Genomic DNA, 15927 nt, shown 5'->3' with positions numbered 1-15927 from the left:
CTGGCCGGACAGCCAGTGCTCGGTCAAGCCAGCCGGGCGGCAATGCCGCCCGGTTCGCGAGGTTACTTGCTCACGCCCCAGAACAGGGTGAGCGGGCCGGGCTGGAGGTTCTTCAGCTTGGCGGTCCAGGCGGCGACGGACTGGAACTCGCCGGCATTGAAATAGAAGCCCTCGTCATAGGCGATCTGCTGGATCTCGCGGGCGATTGTCTTCTGTTCGTCGAGCGTCGGCGCGGTGAGGAAGGCAGCGCGCAGTTCCTCGACGCGGGCGCTTTTCGGCCAGCCCGACCACGCCGTCTCCGCGCCCGAGCCGTCGAGCAGGGCATGCACGGTCGGGTTCCAGATGCCGGAGACGCCCCAATAGGTGAACAGCATGTTCCAGCCGCCCTGTGCCACGGGTTGCGTGCTGTTCTTGCGCGACTGCAGCGTCGCCCAATCCATCGCGGCGACATCGACCTTGAAACCGGCCTCGCGCAGGCGCTCGGCCGCGACGATCGGCTGGGTCGAGAGGATCGTCAGGTCCGTCGGCTGCATCATCAGCACCGGCGTGCCGTCATAGCCGGAGGCCTTCAGCAGCTCCTTCGCCTTGGCCATGCGCTCCTTGGCGCTGCCTTTGAGATATTCCGAGCCGGCATCCGAGGCGAGCGGCACGTCGCAGCCATAGACCGAGGCGCAGAGCTTGTAATACTGGCTGTCGCCGATCGCGGTCTGCATCAGCTGCTCTTGGTCGAGCGCATACATCGCCGCCTGGCGGACCTTGGGATTGTCGAAGGGCGGCAGGCGATGATTGAAGCGGCCGGTGACCTGGCTGCCGAGCGCGTTGATGGCGCCCGTCTTGATCTCGTCATTGGCCTTGAGCAGCGGCAGCAGGTCGATCGTCACCTGCTCGATCAGGTCGACATCGCCGGACTGCAATGCATTGATCGAGGTCTGCATGTCCGGCATCGCCTTCCACACGACCTTGTCGACATTCACGGTCTTGCCGCCGGCGGTCCAGCTCATCGGCTCGGCGCGCGGCTTGTAGTCGGTGTTCTTGACATAGACGGCCTGATCGCCGGGACGATACTGGGCCGCGACGAACTTGAACGGGCCGGAGCCGACCATCTCCGTCACCTGCTGGCCGGCGGGCGTCTCGGCGAGACGCTTCGGCATCATGAAGGGCGGCACCGGCGAGGGCTTCGCCAGCAGTTCCAGCACCTGGCCGAAAGGCTTCGCCAGCTTGACGACGAGCACCTTGTCAGAGGTCGCCTCGATCGAGGCGACCGAGCCCATCATCGTGCGCCCGGCGCCGTCATTGGCGGCCCAGCGCTTCAGCGAGGCGACGCAATCGGCCGCGGTCACCGGCGTGCCGTCATGCCATTTCAAGCCGTCGCGCAAGGTGAAGGTATAGGTCATCTTGTCGGCTGAGACGGCGTAGTCGGCCATCTGCGGCTGCGGGTTGTACTTGGCATCCATGCCGAGCAGCGTGTCGAACACCATGAAGCCATGCGTGCGCACGATCTGGGCGGTGCTCAGGATCGGATCGAGCGACCTGAGCGGCGCCTGCATGACGACATTGAGCGTCGTCTCGGCAAAAGCCGGCAATGCGTGAAGAGAGCCGGCGAGCAGCGCCGCAGCCCCGAAAGTCCTGAACCGAAACGTCATTGTTATCCCCTCGTTTTTGGTTGCTTGGATTGGCGCGTGTCGTCAGGCGGGAGCGTCGCTCCACGGATAGGCGCGTGCCGTGTCGAGCTGGCGGTACGGGATCAGCCTGACATTGGCAGGGCCCAGATCGGGCGTGTCGACCACGAGGATGCGGTCGGCCAGCGGCTCGTAGTAGTCGCGGAAATGCGTCTTCGAGCGCAGCAGGATGACGTCGTAATCTTCTGGTCGCTCGCCAAAGATGAAGAACGGGTCGCCATCGACGGCGAAGGCGAAATGCGAGACCACGGAGATCCGGACCGCGCCAATCTGGAGCAGTGCCGTCAGCCCGAGATCGACGAAGGAACCGCGCTGGTAGCGGCCGGAGACGTTGAAGGATTTCGGCCCCGACCAGAGGACGCGTGCCACTGCCTCGACCGGCCCACCAGTCTCCGGCGCCGTCTTGCCGGCGAGCGCGACCGGGATCTCGGCGCCCTCGCCCGCTGCATTGGCCTGCGCGGCCGTCTCGGGGTCGAGCAGGAAAGGCACGTTGACCCTCCCGACATCGCGGCCGAGCAAAGCCCGCAGCAGATGGGTGGAATCGTTCATCCGGTCGGCATGCTCGAGCAGCACGATCGGCCGGCCCGTCGCGGGACTGCGCTCGATATCGGCCAGGGCGTCCTCGACGCTCAGGATCGGGATGGCGTTGGCGATGGCCTTGCGCGCCGAGCGCAACCGGCCTGAGAAGGCCTGCGCCTTGGCCTCGGCCGCCTCCTGCCCGTCCCAGTCCAGGCAGATCACCGACATGCCGGTATTGGCACTGTCGGCATAGGAGAAGCCGGCCATGATCGAGATGTCGCAATCGCCGTCCTGCTCGGCGGCCCGCGCCTCGGCGATGATCGAGGCCAGCGGTGCCAGCGCCGTCGCCGACATGATCGAGGGGATGACGACATCCGGCCGCGCCACCGCGAGACCCGGCCGACGGCCCTCGCGCAGGAACCTGAGCAGCGCGCGGGTCGCCCGCTCGCCGGTCTCGCCCATGTCGATATGCGGGGAATGGCGATAGGCGACGGCGATATCGGCGCCGCGCAGCGTCTCGCGGTCGATATTGCCGTGATAGTCGAGCGCGACGGCGATCGGCAGCGCCGGAAAGGCCGCGCGCACCGCATCGATGACGTGCCGCTCGACATCGGCATAGCCGGGCGCCCAGCAGGCACCGTGCAGGAACAGGATGGCGCCGTCGAGCGGGCCATTCTTGCGGAGGCCCTCGGCGATCTCGCCGGTGTAGTGCGCAACCGCCTCAACCGCAGTCGGCCCGAGCGCGCCGAGCAGCGTGTGGAACAGCGGCACGAACTCCGCGGCTTCGGCCTCGCAGATCTTCAGGCAGCCGCCGGGTACAGTGTTGGTACCGCGGAACCGTTCCGTCAGCTCAGCCCCGCGCACGCAGACGCGCTCGAACTCCGCCAGCTCCACGATCTGCGGAACGGCCGTGACCGATTCGAGATTGAAGCCGGCGAAGGCGATGCGGAACGCCATGGCAGCGGTCAGACCCTGACCGCCGCGTCGATCGCGCCGCCGATCCGTTCGACGATCAGATCGATTTCCTCGGGCGTGATGATATAGGGCGGCGCCAGCAGGACATGATCGCCGATCCGCCCGTCGATGGTGCCGCCCATCGGGTAGCTCATCAGGCCGCGCGCCATCGCCTCCTTCTTGATCCGGGCATGCACCTTCAGCGCCGGGGCGAAGGGCGTCTTGGTCTCCTTGTCAGCAACGATCTCGATGCCTCGGAACAGGCCGCGGCCGCGGATATCGCCGACATGGGGCGACTGGCCGAGGCGAGCGTCGAGCCCGGCCTGAAGGCGCTCGCCCATCAGGCGGACGTTTTCCAGCATCTCCGGCTGCGAGATCAGCTCGACGACCTTGTTGGCCGCCGCCGCCGCCATCGGATGGCAGATATAGGTGTGGCCGTGCTGGAACAGGCCGGAACCTTCGGCGAAGGCGCGGTAGATCCTGTCCGAGAGCAGCACCGCGCCGATCGGCTGGTAGCCGCCCCCCAGCCCCTTGGCGATGGTGACGAGATCGGGCGAGATGCCCTCCTGCTCGCAGGCGAACATCGTGCCGGTGCGGCCCATGCCGCACATCACCTCGTCAAGGATCAGCAGGACGCCATATTTGTCGCAGATGCGGCGGATGCGGGCGAAGTAGTCCGCGACCGGCCCGACAGCGCCGAGCGTCGCGCCAACCACCGGCTCGGCGATGAAGGCGATGACCTCTTCCGCGCCGAGCTCGAGGATCTTGGCCTCCAGCTCGTCGGCAAGACGGGCGGCATACGCCTCGGGCGTCTCGCCGGCCTTCTGGCCACGATAGGCGTAGCAGGGCGAGACATGGTGTGTCTGCGGCAGGATCGGCTGGAACTGCGCCCGCCGCCAGGCATTGCCGCCGGCGGCCAGCGCGCCCAGCGTATTGCCGTGGTAGCTCTGCCGGCGCGCGATGAAATGGCGGCGCTGCGGCTGGCCGATCTCGACGAAATACTGCCGCGCCATCTTCATGGCGGCCTCGACGGCCTCGGAGCCGCCGGAGACGAGATAGACGTAATCGAGCCCCTCCGGCGCCAGCCCGACCAGGCGCTCGGCCAGCTCCTCGGCGACATCGGTGGTGAAGAAGGAGGTGTGGGCGTAGGCGATGCGGTCCATCTGCGCGCGCATCGCCGCCATGACCTCGGGATGGCCGTGGCCAAGACAGGAGACGGCGGCGCCGCCCGATCCGTCGATATAGCTGCGGCCATCCGCGTCGGTGATCGTGACGCCCTGCCCCGCAACCGCTTGCGGCAACCGGCCGCCGATCGAGCGATGGAGAATCCTGGTCATCTCAAGCTTCCCGGATTGGCGCGGACAGGCCGCCGCGACGCGCAGCCTCATGACACGCCTCATCGAGTGATGCAACATTTGTTTTATATGATACAAATCGGAAACGATTGACGCTAAAACCGTCGCGACGGAACAGTCCAGCGCAACGCCCTCAAAGGCTGAGGGAAAGCCGAGAAACCGTTTGAAATCCGACCGGCGCGCGGGAATGGTCGCGACGGGGCAAAGAGGGTGCGATTCAAATGTTGCAGGCGGATCCCTTGCGCGAGCGCATCGTCAGCCTCTTCGACGGCATGTCCCCGCAATTGCAGCAGGCGGCGCGTTACATCATCGAGCATCCGCAGGAGGTGGCGCTGGTCTCGATGCGCGAGCTGGCGCGCAATGCCGGTGTGCAGCCCTCGACGATGACGCGGCTCGCGAAGTTCCTGGGCCTCGCCGGCTATGACGATATCCGCGCCCATCATGCCGAGGCGATCCGCTTCCGCGTCGACGGCTTCGCGGCACGCGCGATGAAGACCGACGAGAGCGAGCAGGACATGGCCGCCGCGCAATTGTCGCGGCGCATGCTGCAAGGGCTCGCCGCCCAGATCGCGCGCCTGTCGGAACCGGCCTCGCTGGAACGTCTCTCGGCGGCGGCCGACCGGCTGGCGCAGGCGCGCCGGATCTATGTGCTGGGCCTGCGCTCCTGCCATTCGGTCGCCTGGCATTTCCACTATGTGATGGCGCTGCTCGGGGAGAAGACGATCCATCTCGACGGGCCGGCCGACACGGTGGGCGACGGGTTGATCCGCGCCGGCGCCGAGGACGTGCTGCTCGCCATCTCGATCAATCCTTACGCGCGCCACAGCCTGGAGCTCGCCGAGCTCGCTCGCGAAAAGGGGCTCGGCATCATCGCGATCACCGACAGCGAGGTCTCGCCGCTGGTCGGCGTCGCCGATCAGGCCATCCTCTGCTCCACCGAGAGCCAGAGCTTCTTTCACACGCTGGCGCCGGCGCTGGCGATCTCCGAGGTGCTCTGCGGATTACTGGCCAACAAGGATCGCAATGCGGCGCTCGCCGCGCTCCATCGCGCCGACCGCCACCTGCTCTCGCTGAACACCTATGCGACCGCCATTCCTCGCAGAAAAATCTAGTCTTTTGGGGCGAGCGCGCCGCTAAATCTTGAAACAATCTGGCAAGATCGGTTCGAGAGCCGGAAAGAGGACCTCTGCCACGAACCTTCCCAGGGCAACGCGGCTCATCCTCAAGCCTTCATTGTTACCGATTGGTGATGTCCGCTTCCGGGCAAAGCGCCAACTTCCGCTATTGGCGCATTTCGTCCGGACGAACGTCTGACGTTTGTGACCCCTAGCCGACGTCTGGAACGTCTGCTTCAGGGCAGCCTGCTGAGGCTGGCAGTCGAGCAGCCAAGGGTGGCCCATCCCGGACGCTGGCAACGTCCGCATTCTGGGAGGCTGATCGAAAGCGGCATGATGGCTGGCCGCGGGGCTTCGTTGAGCTGCGGTATCCAATAGCTGTTCCACGACGCAAGGGCCGTCGATCGCAGGTCACAGCGACCGGGGCCGAACATCGCTCCCGTTACCGATCAGCGCCTTGGCCAGCGCGATCGGCGTGCGTTGCTCGGACCGATAACGGAACTCGATGAGACGGCGCGATATCCCGACCGGCAGGAAGGCGATCAGGATATGGAACAGCGAAAGGGCGAGCTTCCGCTTCGCTGAAAAATAGTCCCCGCTGATGACCCTGATCAGCATGGGAAGTTGCCGAAAGCGATCCATGCGCCTGTCGATCGACGCAAGGACCGACTTCTTCTCGAGGTAGAAGAAGGTCTGTTCGGCATCGAGCTGCGGCCTCGCGCTCCCCGCCGGCATGACCCGATTGAGATGGCCTATGAGGTTTCGGAAGCGCTGCATGTGCTGCTCGATCCTGGCGCCGTCGATGGCTCGACCGACACCGGAGATGTTGCGATCGTGAACGCGATAGAGCCCGAGCTCCTGTGGCAGGGAGACGACCTCGCCAAAGAAGGGGGCCGCGAGGACGATGATCCCGTCGACCGCGTCGTCATAATCGGCGTCGCGCAGCAATTCGCAGAGGTCGCGCCTGAACACGTTCCCGGAGGTCGGCGGGCTGACATAGACGCCGGTCCGGCGGACACGCTCGCTCAGATCGCTCGTCATGCGAATCTGGTCGGGCTCGGGAACGGCCGAGCCCAGCCTGTTGCCGTCGCGGTCGATGCGGCTGAGGCAGAATTGCAGCTTGGCGACCGACGGATCGAGCCGCGGGATGATCACATCGAGTGCGCCGGGGGCGAGCTCGTCGTCGGCATCGAGGAACAGCACGAAGGGCGCCGTGGTCCGGTCGAGGCCGAAGATGCAGGCACGGCGCTGGCCGCCGTTCTCGGTCCGGTGGGCCGTTACTCCCGTCCTGCCGATGACGTCCCAGGAGGCGTCGGTCGAGCCGTCGTCGACGACAATCAATTCACAGTCGTCGCGGCCCTGTGCGAGCACGCTGCGGATCGCGCGCTCGACATATTCCGCATAGTTGAAGCAGTTGATGATTACCGCGAGCCTGGGAGTCGAACCGGTCATGCGCCGCTCCGCTGAAATCTAAAGCCTGCGGCGCATCCACCATGGCGCAGGGCCCGCGCCAGCGGCGACGAAGCGCCCCATTTGGCGCGGACATTGCAAGAGCCGTACCGGGCCGATCGGCGGCTCCGGAGCGATGGTCGAGCGCGCGATGCCGGACGGGAAGACCAGGGTCCTCTACATCGTGCCGCCGACGCGGTCGTTTGCCGGCATCGAGCGCGTCACCGATTCGATCTGCTCGGCGCTGGCGAGCGAGTACAGAGGCGATCTCGAGATCTCCGTCCTCTACACGTCGCCCTTCGAGCAGATCGTCGGCCAGCCGCGGCCATACGACGTCCTTCTCAGCTTCTCGAACGGGCGGCTGGACCTGCTGCGGCGGGTTCGGAAGACGATTGCCGACGGCCGGTTCGACCTCGTCGTGGTGCCGCAGGTCGAGCCGACGGCGGTGTTCTGGCTCGCCTGCCTCGGCATCAGGCGCCGCTTCATCCTCTACCTTCACGGCAATCCCAGGCTCGAGCGGCGCTCATTCAAGGCAACCGTCCTGTTCGAGGCCATGCGGTTTCTGGTCCTGCCGCGGCTGGCGCGCGTCTTCGGGACGTCGCCGCGCCAGCTCGACGCCTTCCGACACGATTATCCCAGCAAGGTCGAACATGTCTGGGTGCCAAATCCCGTGCGCTCCTTCGATACAGCCGTGCCTATGCCGGCGCCCGCGATCGACCGTCCGATCCGCTTCGTCACGGTGGGTCGGTTCGCCTATCAGAAGGGCTACGACGTCCTTCTGCGCGCCTTTGCCGCCTTCTGCGAGACGCGCAGGGGTGCCGAGCTTGCGCTCGTCGGCTATGGCGAGGAGGAGGCGGCGATCCGCGCCCTGATCGACGAACTCGGCCTCGCCGACCGGGTCAGGATCGAGCACTATCCTGACAGCCCGGCCATTCCGTTGTCGAACAGCGACGTCTACCTGTCGGGCGCACGCTGGGAAGGCTGGTCTCTGGCCATCTGCGAGGCGCTGCGCTTCGGCCTGCCGGTGATCGCCTTCGATTGCGAATTCGGACCCAGCGACATCCTTGTCGACAACCGGCTCGGCCGGCTCGTGCCGCTGGGCGACATGGCCGGTTTCGTCGAGGCGATGGTGCATTATCACGACCATGTCGTGTCGCAGCGCCGCGATGCGCAATACCGCATCGACTACATCGATCGTTTCAGCCTCGACAAGGTCGTGCATGCCCATGCACAGGCCCTGCTCGCCGCCGATGGGCGCGCCCAGCCACGGTCAGCCGTCGCCGGAGGCAGCCTGACAGCCGCGCCAGCCGGCGCATCCTGAGCCCATGGCGGCCGCGCTCATGCCCGGCGATCAACGTTTTCGTAGCGGACGGTGTCATCCTCGCCCGGATGGGAGCCGGATCGTCGAAGCCCGTGTCGTCGGGGCGATCTTCACCAGCTCCTCGCCGCTGGTTTGAGCCGCTCCACGCCCCATACCAGCGCAAAACCCAGCCCAAGGCCGGCGGCCTTGATCCAGACGTCGTGGATGGTGCCGTGCCGCGTCGGCGACCAGTTCTGGGCGAGTTCGAGCGAGATCACCGCGGCAAGGCCAGCGGCGAAGATGAGAAGGCGCTGCCGAGGATAGCCGATCGCGAAGGCGGCGGCCGCGGCGAGGAAAGCGAGGCCTCGCTCGAAATCCGGCATCAGCCAGGCGACGGATGGCCGCTGCTCGATGCCGGACAATGTCGCGTGGACGATCACGAGCATCAGCGCCCAGCCGGAGAAGCGGGCGAGGCGGCGGATGGCGGCCATCCGCGCCCGCACCCAGCGCAGGAGGCGGGCGGCCCAACGGTTCGATCTGGGCCCGCTGCGCAGCATGCGCCCGAGATCGGTGTCGTCGATCTCCGTGCGCCAGGCGGCGATCATCGATTGCTGCTCCCGCAACTGTTCGAGCCGGCGGAAGGCCGCCATCATCTGCGCTTCCGCCTCGACCAGCCTGGCCTCGTCGGTCGGCTCGCGCTCGAAATAGATGCCGTCCTCATTGCCGAGCAGCGCTGCCGCGCGGGTGCGAGCCTCGTCGAGCCGGCGCGACAGCCCGGAACTTTCGCGCTCGATCGCGGCGAGCGCCTGCTCGAGCTGCCCGTAGAGCGGTCCCAGCCTGTCGAGATCCGTGTCGCGGTCTCGATCCGAACTCCGAAACCGGACAGGCAACGTCATCGCCCCCTCTCCCATCGCAATGGCAGGCCGCGGCAAGAGGCGCGATCGCGCAAGCCGCTGTTGCGGGGATCATCAGCAATTCATGTGCCAGAAGAGCAATTCATGTGCCAGAAGGCCCGCGGCGCAAGCGCTCAGCGAGGCTGGCGCGGCCCGAGGAGATCGAGGACGCCACGCGGACGCGGTTCATCACCGGTCGCGCTGCGCGACCTGAGGACGGCGACGAGCACGGCGCAAACGGCGACGATCGCACTGGCGACCACGGCGGTGGCGATGAACGCGACCAGCAGGCCATGCGGCCACATCAACCAGAGGGTCAGCGCACCGCTGGCGATGGCAGCCAGGAAGAAGACGATCAGCATCGCTCGTGCTTTCGCGGCTCGCTATCGGCCAGTGACTATAGCTTTGCTCGCCGTCCCGAGAAAGGCTTCGGGCGCGCGTGGGATTTCCACCAGCCTGGACCCTCATGGTTAAGGGCACGCTAACGGCCCTCGAGGGACTGGCAACGGATTTGCTTGGGGGTTTGCCAGAGTGGTCTGCCGTGGAGTGTTTTGTGAGATACCTCACTCTCTCTGCCTGCCTTGTCCCGCAATGCGCCTGGGCCGCGGTCCGCATGCTTGCGCTGCTTGTCGCGGCGCTGACAACGGTCCTTGCCGACGGCACGCGAGCGGGCGCAAACGAGTTCGAATACCGTGTCGCCGCGCAGGATCGGCTGAAGATCAAGGTATCGGAATGGCGGCCGAACTCGCGCGAGCTCTTCGAATGGTCGGCTCTCAGCGGCGAGTTCGCCGTCAGCTCCACCGGCATGCTCTCGCTGCCGGTGGTCGGCACCTTCTCGGTCGACGGCAAGGCGCCGGCCGAGATCGCGGCGCTGATTTCGGAGCGGCTGAAGGAGACCGCCGGGCTGGTCAATGCGCCGGCTGCGGCCGTCGAGATCGCGCAGTATCGGCCGATCTACGTGGTCGGCGCCGTCGAAAAACCCGGCGAATATGCCTTCCGGCCGACGATGACCACCTTGCAGGCGGTCGCGATCGCAGGCGGGTTCCAGCGCATGGAGCTGGCGCTGGGCCGTTTCGAGCGCGAGACGATCGTCGCCGAGGGCGAGATTCGTGTTCAGCAGACGCAGTTGCTGGCCCTGCAGATGCGTCGCGACAGGTTGCTGGCCGAAACGCGACAGGCAGAAACGATCATGTTCTCCGAGGATGTGCGCGGGAACCTCGATGAGGGAGCCGCCCAGGCGATGCGCGAGGAGAGCGCATTGTTCGCCTCGCGTCGCAATGCCATCCGCTCGCAACTCGACCTCCTGCAGCAATCGCGCGGCCTGATCGAGGAGGAGCTGCGTACGCTCGGCGCCAAGGCGGTGACCCAGCAGCGCCAGCAGGATCTGATCCGCCGCGAACTCGACAACATCAACAGCTTGATGAGCAAAGGGCTGGCCGTGAGTCCGCGCCAGCTCGCGGTCGAGCAAAACCTGGCGCAATCCGAGAGCCAGGGACTCGATCTGATGCTGGCGACGGCGCGTGCGAAACAGGAGATCAGCCGCATCGACCGCATGCGCGCTGATGTGCAGAACCAGCGCGAGATCGATATCGGGCGCGAGTTGCGCGAGACCCAGCTCTCGCTCAAGCAGTCGGAAGACCGGATCGCGTCGCTGCGCGCGCTCATCCATGAATCGACCGCGCTCGCGCCAAGGCTGCAGAGCCAGCAGGAAAAGCAGCTCGCCCGCATGCGCTTCAGCGTCCAGAGGCGCCAGGGCGACACGGTCAACGAGATCGCGGTCGAGGAGACCTCGCCAATCCTGCCCGGGGATATCGTCAGGGTCGAGCGAGCCTCGTTGCAATCGATCATCTCGGCGCTGCCCCCTGCCGGACCGGCCGGGGCGCAGAACTAGCTATCGCTGGCACATCCGAGCCGATTTGCGATCGGCTCAACCAGGCTCCCGTCCATGCGGAGGCAAGCCTATGCTGTCATCCGAGCGCCCCGCTCGCATTTTCCTCGCAGACGAACACCCGATCTTCCTGGCGGGACTGCGGTTCTGCCTGGCCGAGCAACCGAACATCGCTGTTGTCGGCGAGGCCCATTCCTCCGCCGACCTCGCGAAAGTCATCGAGAAGGCAGCTCCAGACGTCGCGGTCGTCGGCGATGATTTCAACGGGATTTCAGTCGTCGAAAGCCTGCTGAACGATCTGCCATCGCAGCGGATCCTCGTCGTGGCCGAGGAACTCGACAATGCCCGCGCCCACCGCCTGCTCGCTTTCGGCGTGCGCGGCTACGTCCTCAAGCAGTCGCCCGTTTCAGTCGTGTGCAAGGCGATCACCACGGTCCTCCGCGGCGGCTCCTTCCTCGATTCCCCCCACCCCCTTCTGACGGTCGGGGGAACGCGGCGCGGCTCGGTCCTGACCGAGAGGGAGAAAGAAATCCTCCGCCTGATCGCTCTCGGATTCAGTATTCGCGAGGCGGCCGCGCGGATCGGGATTACCAAGAAATCGGCGGAAACCTACAAGGCGCGCGCCAGCAGCAAGCTGAGCATCGAGAGCCGCCAGCAGATCGTGCAATACGCGATTACCCAGGGATGGTTTCAGTCCCACGACTAAAGAATTTAGACTGCCGTCGAGCGAACCCGACATCGATGGCGCTGCCTTCCAGCTGCGTCACCGCCGCCCAGCGAAGGCTCGCATGCCATGACGGCCGGCTCGCCGTTGGCGCAGAAAGCGGCGGAATTGCATCAAATCTGTCAGGCATTTTACTGACAACGTTCAGTTTGTAGCCAGCCCGCAATCGGCCTGAGCAAATATGCTGCAACGCACAAAATCCTATTGCGATGTATTCGATGCTCGTTAATAATCTGTTAATATGCAGATTATGAGTAGGGTGCTGCAATGAGCCGCTTTCCGGACTCGCAAAATTTGCCGGCGTCCTTAGCTTTGCACATGCGTGCATCGCGAAGCGAATACAGCTCGATGCGGAGCATAGTAAAAAGAGCCATCGACATTGCGGCAGGTGTTGCTCTCGTTCTCCTGCTTGCGCCGCTGATGCTGCTCATCGCCGCCTTGATCCGGGCGGGCGACGGCGGCCCGGCCCTCTTCAAGCAGCCGAGGATCGGCCGCAGCGGTAAGGGTTTCCGCTGCTTGAAGTTCCGCACCATGGCCATCAATGCCGATGAGGCGCTGCAGCATCTGCTGGCCTCCGATGCGGTCGCCGCGCAGGAATGGGCCGAAAGCCAGAAACTCACATACGATCCACGGATTACACCGGTCGGCGCCTTCCTCCGGCGCTCGAGCCTGGACGAGCTGCCGCAGCTCTTCAACATCATAGCCGGCGAGATGAGCTTCGTCGGGCCGCGCCCGATCGTGGCAGCCGAGCGCGAACGCTATGGCGAAGCCTTCAGCCACTGTTTCTCGGTTCCGCCCGGGCTGACAGGCCTCTGGCAGATCAGCGGCCGCAGCGATTGCTCCTATGCCACCCGCGTCTCGCTCGACAGCCAGTACGCCTCGGAATGGCACCTCCTGCTCGACGCCAAGATCCTGGTGAAGACAGTGCCGGCGGTGCTGATGCAGCGCGGCAGCCGATAAGGCAGCCGCAGGACGACGGTGCCGGACGTGCCACGCCCGGACCACGAGAGTTCCATGGAGTTCCTCGGCCCATGAAAATAGCGATCGTCCACTACTGGCTCGTCGGCATGCGCGGCGGCGAGAAGGTCATCGAGGCGCTGTGCCGGATGTATCCCGACGCGGATGTCTTCACCCATGTCTATGTGCCCGACGCGGTCTCCGACGAGATCCGCCGCCACAAGGTCACGACGAGTTTCGTCGGCAGGCTGCCGCGCGCTGCGAAGTTCTACCAGCGCTATCTGCCGCTGATGCCGCTGGCGCTCGAACAGCTCGACTTGCGCGGCTATGACCTGGTCATCTCCAGCGAGTCCGGGCCGGCCAAGGGGATCGTGCCGCCGCCCGGCGCGATGCACATCTGCTATTGCCATTCGCCGATGCGCTATATCTGGAACATGTTCCACGAATACAGGGAACGTGCCGGGCCGATCACGCGCCTGATGATGCCGGCCTTGGCCCATTACATCCGCAACTGGGACAGCGTCACGGCCAATCGCGTCGATCACTTCGTCGCCAACTCCGAGACGGTCGCCACGCGGCTGCACCGCTATTATCGCCGCGCCTCGACGGTGATCCATCCGCCGGTCGATGTCGACGCTTTCGAGGTGCTGCCGAACGATCTCGTCGAGGATTACTGCCTGATGGTCGGCGAGCTCGTCGGCTACAAACGGCCCGAGCTCGCCGTCGAAGCCTTCAATCGCACCGGCCGACGCCTGGTCGTGATCGGCGGGGGCGAAATGCTCGCCGAGTTGCGCCGGATCGCCAAGCCGAACGTCCAGGTGCTCGGGCCGCAGCCCTTCAGCGCCCTGCGCCATCATTACTCGCGCTGCCGCGCCCTGATCTTCCCGGGCGAGGAGGATTTCGGGATCGTGCCCGTCGAGGCCATGGCGAGCGGGCGGCCGGTGATCGCGTTCCGCCGCGGCGGTGCGACCGAGACCGTGATCGACGGCATGAGCGGCGTCTTCTTCGACGAGCAGAGCGTCGATGCGCTCATCGCCGCCGAGGAGCGGGCCAGGGCGATCACCTGGCAGCCGCGCGAGATCGCGGCCTATGCCCGCAATTTCTCGACCGCCGTCTTCGAGAAGCAGATGGCCCTCCACATCAACCAGCTGCTCAAGCCGCTCGCCGGGACATTCTCGATGGCCATGCCGCCGGCTCAGCCACGCCCGGCCCTGGTCCAGAGCCTGGCCTGAACGAGGCCGGCCCTTCGCGATATCGAGGAAGAACCTGATGCAGACGATCTACCAGAGCGAAGTCTATGCCGATTTGAACCCGACCTGGCATGAGGAGGATTCGCCCTGGAAGGCGCGGCAGGTCGAGGCCATCCTGCGCAAGAACGCGATCGTCTTCGACAAGGCCTGCGAGGTCGGCTGCGGCACCGGCGAGATCCTGTTCAACCTGGCGAAGGCGTTCCCGGCGGCGCGCTTCCATGGCTACGAGATCTCGCCGCACGCCTATCAGCGCGCCAAGTACAAGGAGACCGACACGGTCACGTTCTCGCTCGGCGATTTCACGACCGAGGGCCCGTCGGACTATGAACTGCTCGTCATCGCCGACGTGATCGAGCATGTCGAGGACTACATCGCCTTCATCAAGGCGCTGCGCGGCAAGGGCCGCTACAAGGTCTTCCACATCCCGCTCGATCTTTCCGTCCAGTCGCTGCTGCGCGGCTGGCCGATCACCAAGCTGCGCGAGAATGTCGGCCACCTGCATTATTTCTTCAAGGAGACGGCACTCGCGACCCTGGCGGATTGCGGCTACCGGGTCATCGATCACGCCTACACCGCGAGTCGGCTGGAGCTGCCCAACCAGGCGCTGAGCAGCCGGCTGATGCGCCTGCCGCGCCGGCTCTGCTTCTCGCTCAATCCGGACCTGGCGGTCCGGGTGCTGGGCGGCTACTCGCTGATGGTGCTGGCCGAATGACCATGGCGTGCGGGCACGATCAGGCTGGAGGCGCGCCGTCGCCATCGCGGAAGGCTCGGCTGCGATGAGCATCGAGCCGATCGGCGTGCTGACGATCCTGATCGGCCTGGTCTGCCTGATGCTCGGCACGGGCGCGCTCGTCCATGGGCTCGCGATCATGGCGGTCCTCGGAGCGGCCGCGGCCATGCTGATCGGCGCCGCCAACATCCAGCCCGGGCATGTGATGCTGGTTTTCCTGGTCTGCGGCGTGCTGAGCCGCCGCCGCGAGGCCGCGGCCGCCATTCGGACCCTGCATCCGGACGAGCCCGCATTCTGGTTCACCTGCCTCGTCGTCTATGGCATCGCCAGCGCCTTCCTGATGCCGCGCGTGTTCGCGGGCCTCACCGAGATCATCCCGCTCGGGACCACGGCCTTCGATGATACCGGCTCGACGGTGCCGCTGGCGCCGGTCTCGAGCAATGTCACGCAGAGCCTCTATCTTTCGACCACCCTGCTCTGCCTGATCACGCTGACCGCCATTGCCGCGACGCGCGAGGGCTTCTCGGCCGTCTTCAACGGGCTGCTCGCCTGCTGCATCGCCAACACCGTCTTCGCCATCCTCGACATCGCGACCTACTCCACCGGCACGCAGGAGCTGCTCGGCTTCATCCGCAATGCCCGCTACACGCTGCACACCGACTCCGAGATCGCCGGGATGAAGCGGATCGTCGGCTCGTATACGGAGGCTTCGGTCTTCGCGCGCTCGACGCTCGGCGTCCTCGGCTTCACCGGCACCTTGTGGCTCTGCGGCGTGCGCCCGCGGCTCACCGGCATCCTCGCCGGGCTCTCGCTCGTCCTGATCGTGCTGTCGACGTCCTCGACCGGATTGGTCGGCGCGCCGGTGATGCTCCTCCTGCTCTATGCCTTCGCCATCGCCCGGCTCGTGCTGGGCAATGGGGTGCAGCTGACAGCCATCTTCGCACTCGGCGCGCCGGTCGTCGGGCTGGCGGTCGTCCTGCTTCTCCTGCTCGATCCCGACGCGGTGGCGAAAATCTACGGCTATGTCGACCTCGTCGTGCTCAACAAGGCGAGTTCCGATTCCGGGGTCGAACGCAGCTCCTGGAACGTCATCTCATTCCAGAACTTCCTCGAC

14 protein-coding genes are annotated in these 15927 nt (G+C 65.8%); 8 read left to right on the top strand and 6 right to left on the bottom strand.

Translation table 11 applies throughout. From position 1 onward, the window contains the following. Positions 1-62: 62 nt before the first annotated feature. The 3 genes from IED13_RS02935 to IED13_RS02925 are packed head-to-tail and all read right to left on the bottom strand — an operon-like array spanning position 63 to position 4489. Complete coding sequence (locus IED13_RS02935) at positions 63-1643, bottom strand: ABC transporter substrate-binding protein (protein WP_191123331.1); 1581 nt, start codon at positions 1641-1643, stop codon at positions 63-65. 42 nt (positions 1644-1685) lie between these two features. Next, positions 1686-3155 (bottom strand): M81 family metallopeptidase, encoded by a 1470-nt coding sequence (locus IED13_RS02930; protein ID WP_191123330.1) that lies wholly within the window; start codon positions 3153-3155, stop codon positions 1686-1688. An 8-nt stretch (positions 3156-3163) separates the two neighbouring features. Next, a complete protein-coding gene (locus IED13_RS02925) occupies positions 3164-4489 on the bottom strand; it encodes an aspartate aminotransferase family protein (RefSeq protein ID WP_038362630.1) in 1326 nt (441 codons plus the stop codon). Positions 4490-4728: 239 nt separating this feature from the next. Between IED13_RS02925 and IED13_RS02920 the strand changes: the two genes are divergently transcribed. Further along, positions 4729-5619, top strand: a complete 891-nt coding sequence (locus tag IED13_RS02920; protein WP_191123329.1) for a MurR/RpiR family transcriptional regulator — start codon at positions 4729-4731, stop codon at positions 5617-5619. 414 nt (positions 5620-6033) lie between these two features. Here IED13_RS02920 and IED13_RS02915 read toward each other — a convergent pair whose 3' ends face one another. After that, positions 6034-7074 (bottom strand): glycosyltransferase family 2 protein, encoded by a 1041-nt coding sequence (locus tag IED13_RS02915; protein ID WP_191123328.1) that lies wholly within the window; start codon positions 7072-7074, stop codon positions 6034-6036. Between the two features lie 148 nt (positions 7075-7222). Between IED13_RS02915 and IED13_RS02910 the strand changes: the two genes are divergently transcribed. After that, complete coding sequence (locus IED13_RS02910; RefSeq protein WP_248312434.1) at positions 7223-8392, top strand: glycosyltransferase; 1170 nt, start codon at positions 7223-7225, stop codon at positions 8390-8392. A gap of 110 nt (positions 8393-8502) precedes the next feature. On the opposite strand, the gene IED13_RS02905 is transcribed toward IED13_RS02910, so the two are convergent. Together IED13_RS02905 and IED13_RS02900 are read right to left on the bottom strand one after the other, a co-directional pair. Beyond that, positions 8503-9267, bottom strand: a complete 765-nt coding sequence (locus IED13_RS02905) for a hypothetical protein (RefSeq protein ID WP_191123326.1) — start codon at positions 9265-9267, stop codon at positions 8503-8505. Positions 9268-9398: 131 nt separating this feature from the next. Beyond that, positions 9399-9626 (bottom strand): hypothetical protein, encoded by a 228-nt coding sequence (locus IED13_RS02900; protein WP_038362113.1) that lies wholly within the window; start codon positions 9624-9626, stop codon positions 9399-9401. 251 nt (positions 9627-9877) lie between these two features. Between IED13_RS02900 and IED13_RS02895 the strand changes: the two genes are divergently transcribed. From IED13_RS02895 to IED13_RS02870, 6 genes are all read left to right on the top strand, one after another. Beyond that, on the top strand, positions 9878-11155 hold the full coding sequence (locus tag IED13_RS02895; protein WP_191123325.1) for a polysaccharide biosynthesis/export family protein: 1278 nt from the start codon (positions 9878-9880) through the stop codon (positions 11153-11155). A gap of 70 nt (positions 11156-11225) precedes the next feature. Then, positions 11226-11858, top strand: a complete 633-nt coding sequence (locus IED13_RS02890; RefSeq protein WP_191123324.1) for a LuxR C-terminal-related transcriptional regulator — start codon at positions 11226-11228, stop codon at positions 11856-11858. A 285-nt stretch (positions 11859-12143) separates the two neighbouring features. Next, a complete protein-coding gene (locus tag IED13_RS02885) occupies positions 12144-12836 on the top strand; it encodes a sugar transferase (RefSeq protein ID WP_142020519.1) in 693 nt (230 codons plus the stop codon). Positions 12837-12907: 71 nt separating this feature from the next. Further along, a complete protein-coding gene (locus IED13_RS02880) occupies positions 12908-14065 on the top strand; it encodes a glycosyltransferase (RefSeq protein WP_051987807.1) in 1158 nt (385 codons plus the stop codon). 37 nt (positions 14066-14102) lie between these two features. Continuing rightward, the gene (locus IED13_RS02875) at positions 14103-14795 is read left to right on the top strand and encodes a class I SAM-dependent methyltransferase (protein WP_191123323.1); all 693 of its coding nucleotides are present in this window, start codon (positions 14103-14105) and stop codon (positions 14793-14795) included. A 64-nt stretch (positions 14796-14859) separates the two neighbouring features. Next, positions 14860-15927: hypothetical protein (locus IED13_RS02870; RefSeq protein ID WP_191123322.1), on the top strand; the 1068-nt coding region annotated here is incomplete at its 3' end.

The organism is Allobosea spartocytisi (assembly GCF_014764685.1).
Lineage (GTDB): Bacteria > Pseudomonadota > Alphaproteobacteria > Rhizobiales > Beijerinckiaceae > Allobosea > Allobosea spartocytisi.
This window is presented reverse-complemented; position numbering and strand designations above follow the sequence as displayed.

Bases quoted from the DNA above. Each gene is read 5' to 3' on its own strand.
- IED13_RS02935 (WP_191123331.1), bottom strand. From the start codon at position 1,643: ATGACGTTTCGGTTCAGGACTTTCGGGGCTGCGGCGCTGCTCGCCGGC.
- IED13_RS02930 (WP_191123330.1), bottom strand. From the start codon at position 3,155: ATGGCGTTCCGCATCGCCTTCGCCGGCTTCAATCTCGAATCGGTCACG.
- IED13_RS02925 (WP_038362630.1), bottom strand. From the start codon at position 4,489: ATGACCAGGATTCTCCATCGCTCGATCGGCGGCCGGTTGCCGCAAGCG.
- IED13_RS02920 (WP_191123329.1), top strand. From the start codon at position 4,729: ATGTTGCAGGCGGATCCCTTGCGCGAGCGCATCGTCAGCCTCTTCGAC.
- IED13_RS02915 (WP_191123328.1), bottom strand. From the start codon at position 7,074: ATGACCGGTTCGACTCCCAGGCTCGCGGTAATCATCAACTGCTTCAAC.
- IED13_RS02910 (WP_248312434.1), top strand. From the start codon at position 7,223: ATGCCGGACGGGAAGACCAGGGTCCTCTACATCGTGCCGCCGACGCGG.
- IED13_RS02905 (WP_191123326.1), bottom strand. From the start codon at position 9,267: ATGACGTTGCCTGTCCGGTTTCGGAGTTCGGATCGAGACCGCGACACG.
- IED13_RS02900 (WP_038362113.1), bottom strand. From the start codon at position 9,626: ATGCTGATCGTCTTCTTCCTGGCTGCCATCGCCAGCGGTGCGCTGACC.
- IED13_RS02895 (WP_191123325.1), top strand. From the start codon at position 9,878: ATGCTTGCGCTGCTTGTCGCGGCGCTGACAACGGTCCTTGCCGACGGC.
- IED13_RS02890 (WP_191123324.1), top strand. From the start codon at position 11,226: ATGCTGTCATCCGAGCGCCCCGCTCGCATTTTCCTCGCAGACGAACAC.
- IED13_RS02885 (WP_142020519.1), top strand. From the start codon at position 12,144: ATGAGCCGCTTTCCGGACTCGCAAAATTTGCCGGCGTCCTTAGCTTTG.
- IED13_RS02880 (WP_051987807.1), top strand. From the start codon at position 12,908: ATGAAAATAGCGATCGTCCACTACTGGCTCGTCGGCATGCGCGGCGGC.
- IED13_RS02875 (WP_191123323.1), top strand. From the start codon at position 14,103: ATGCAGACGATCTACCAGAGCGAAGTCTATGCCGATTTGAACCCGACC.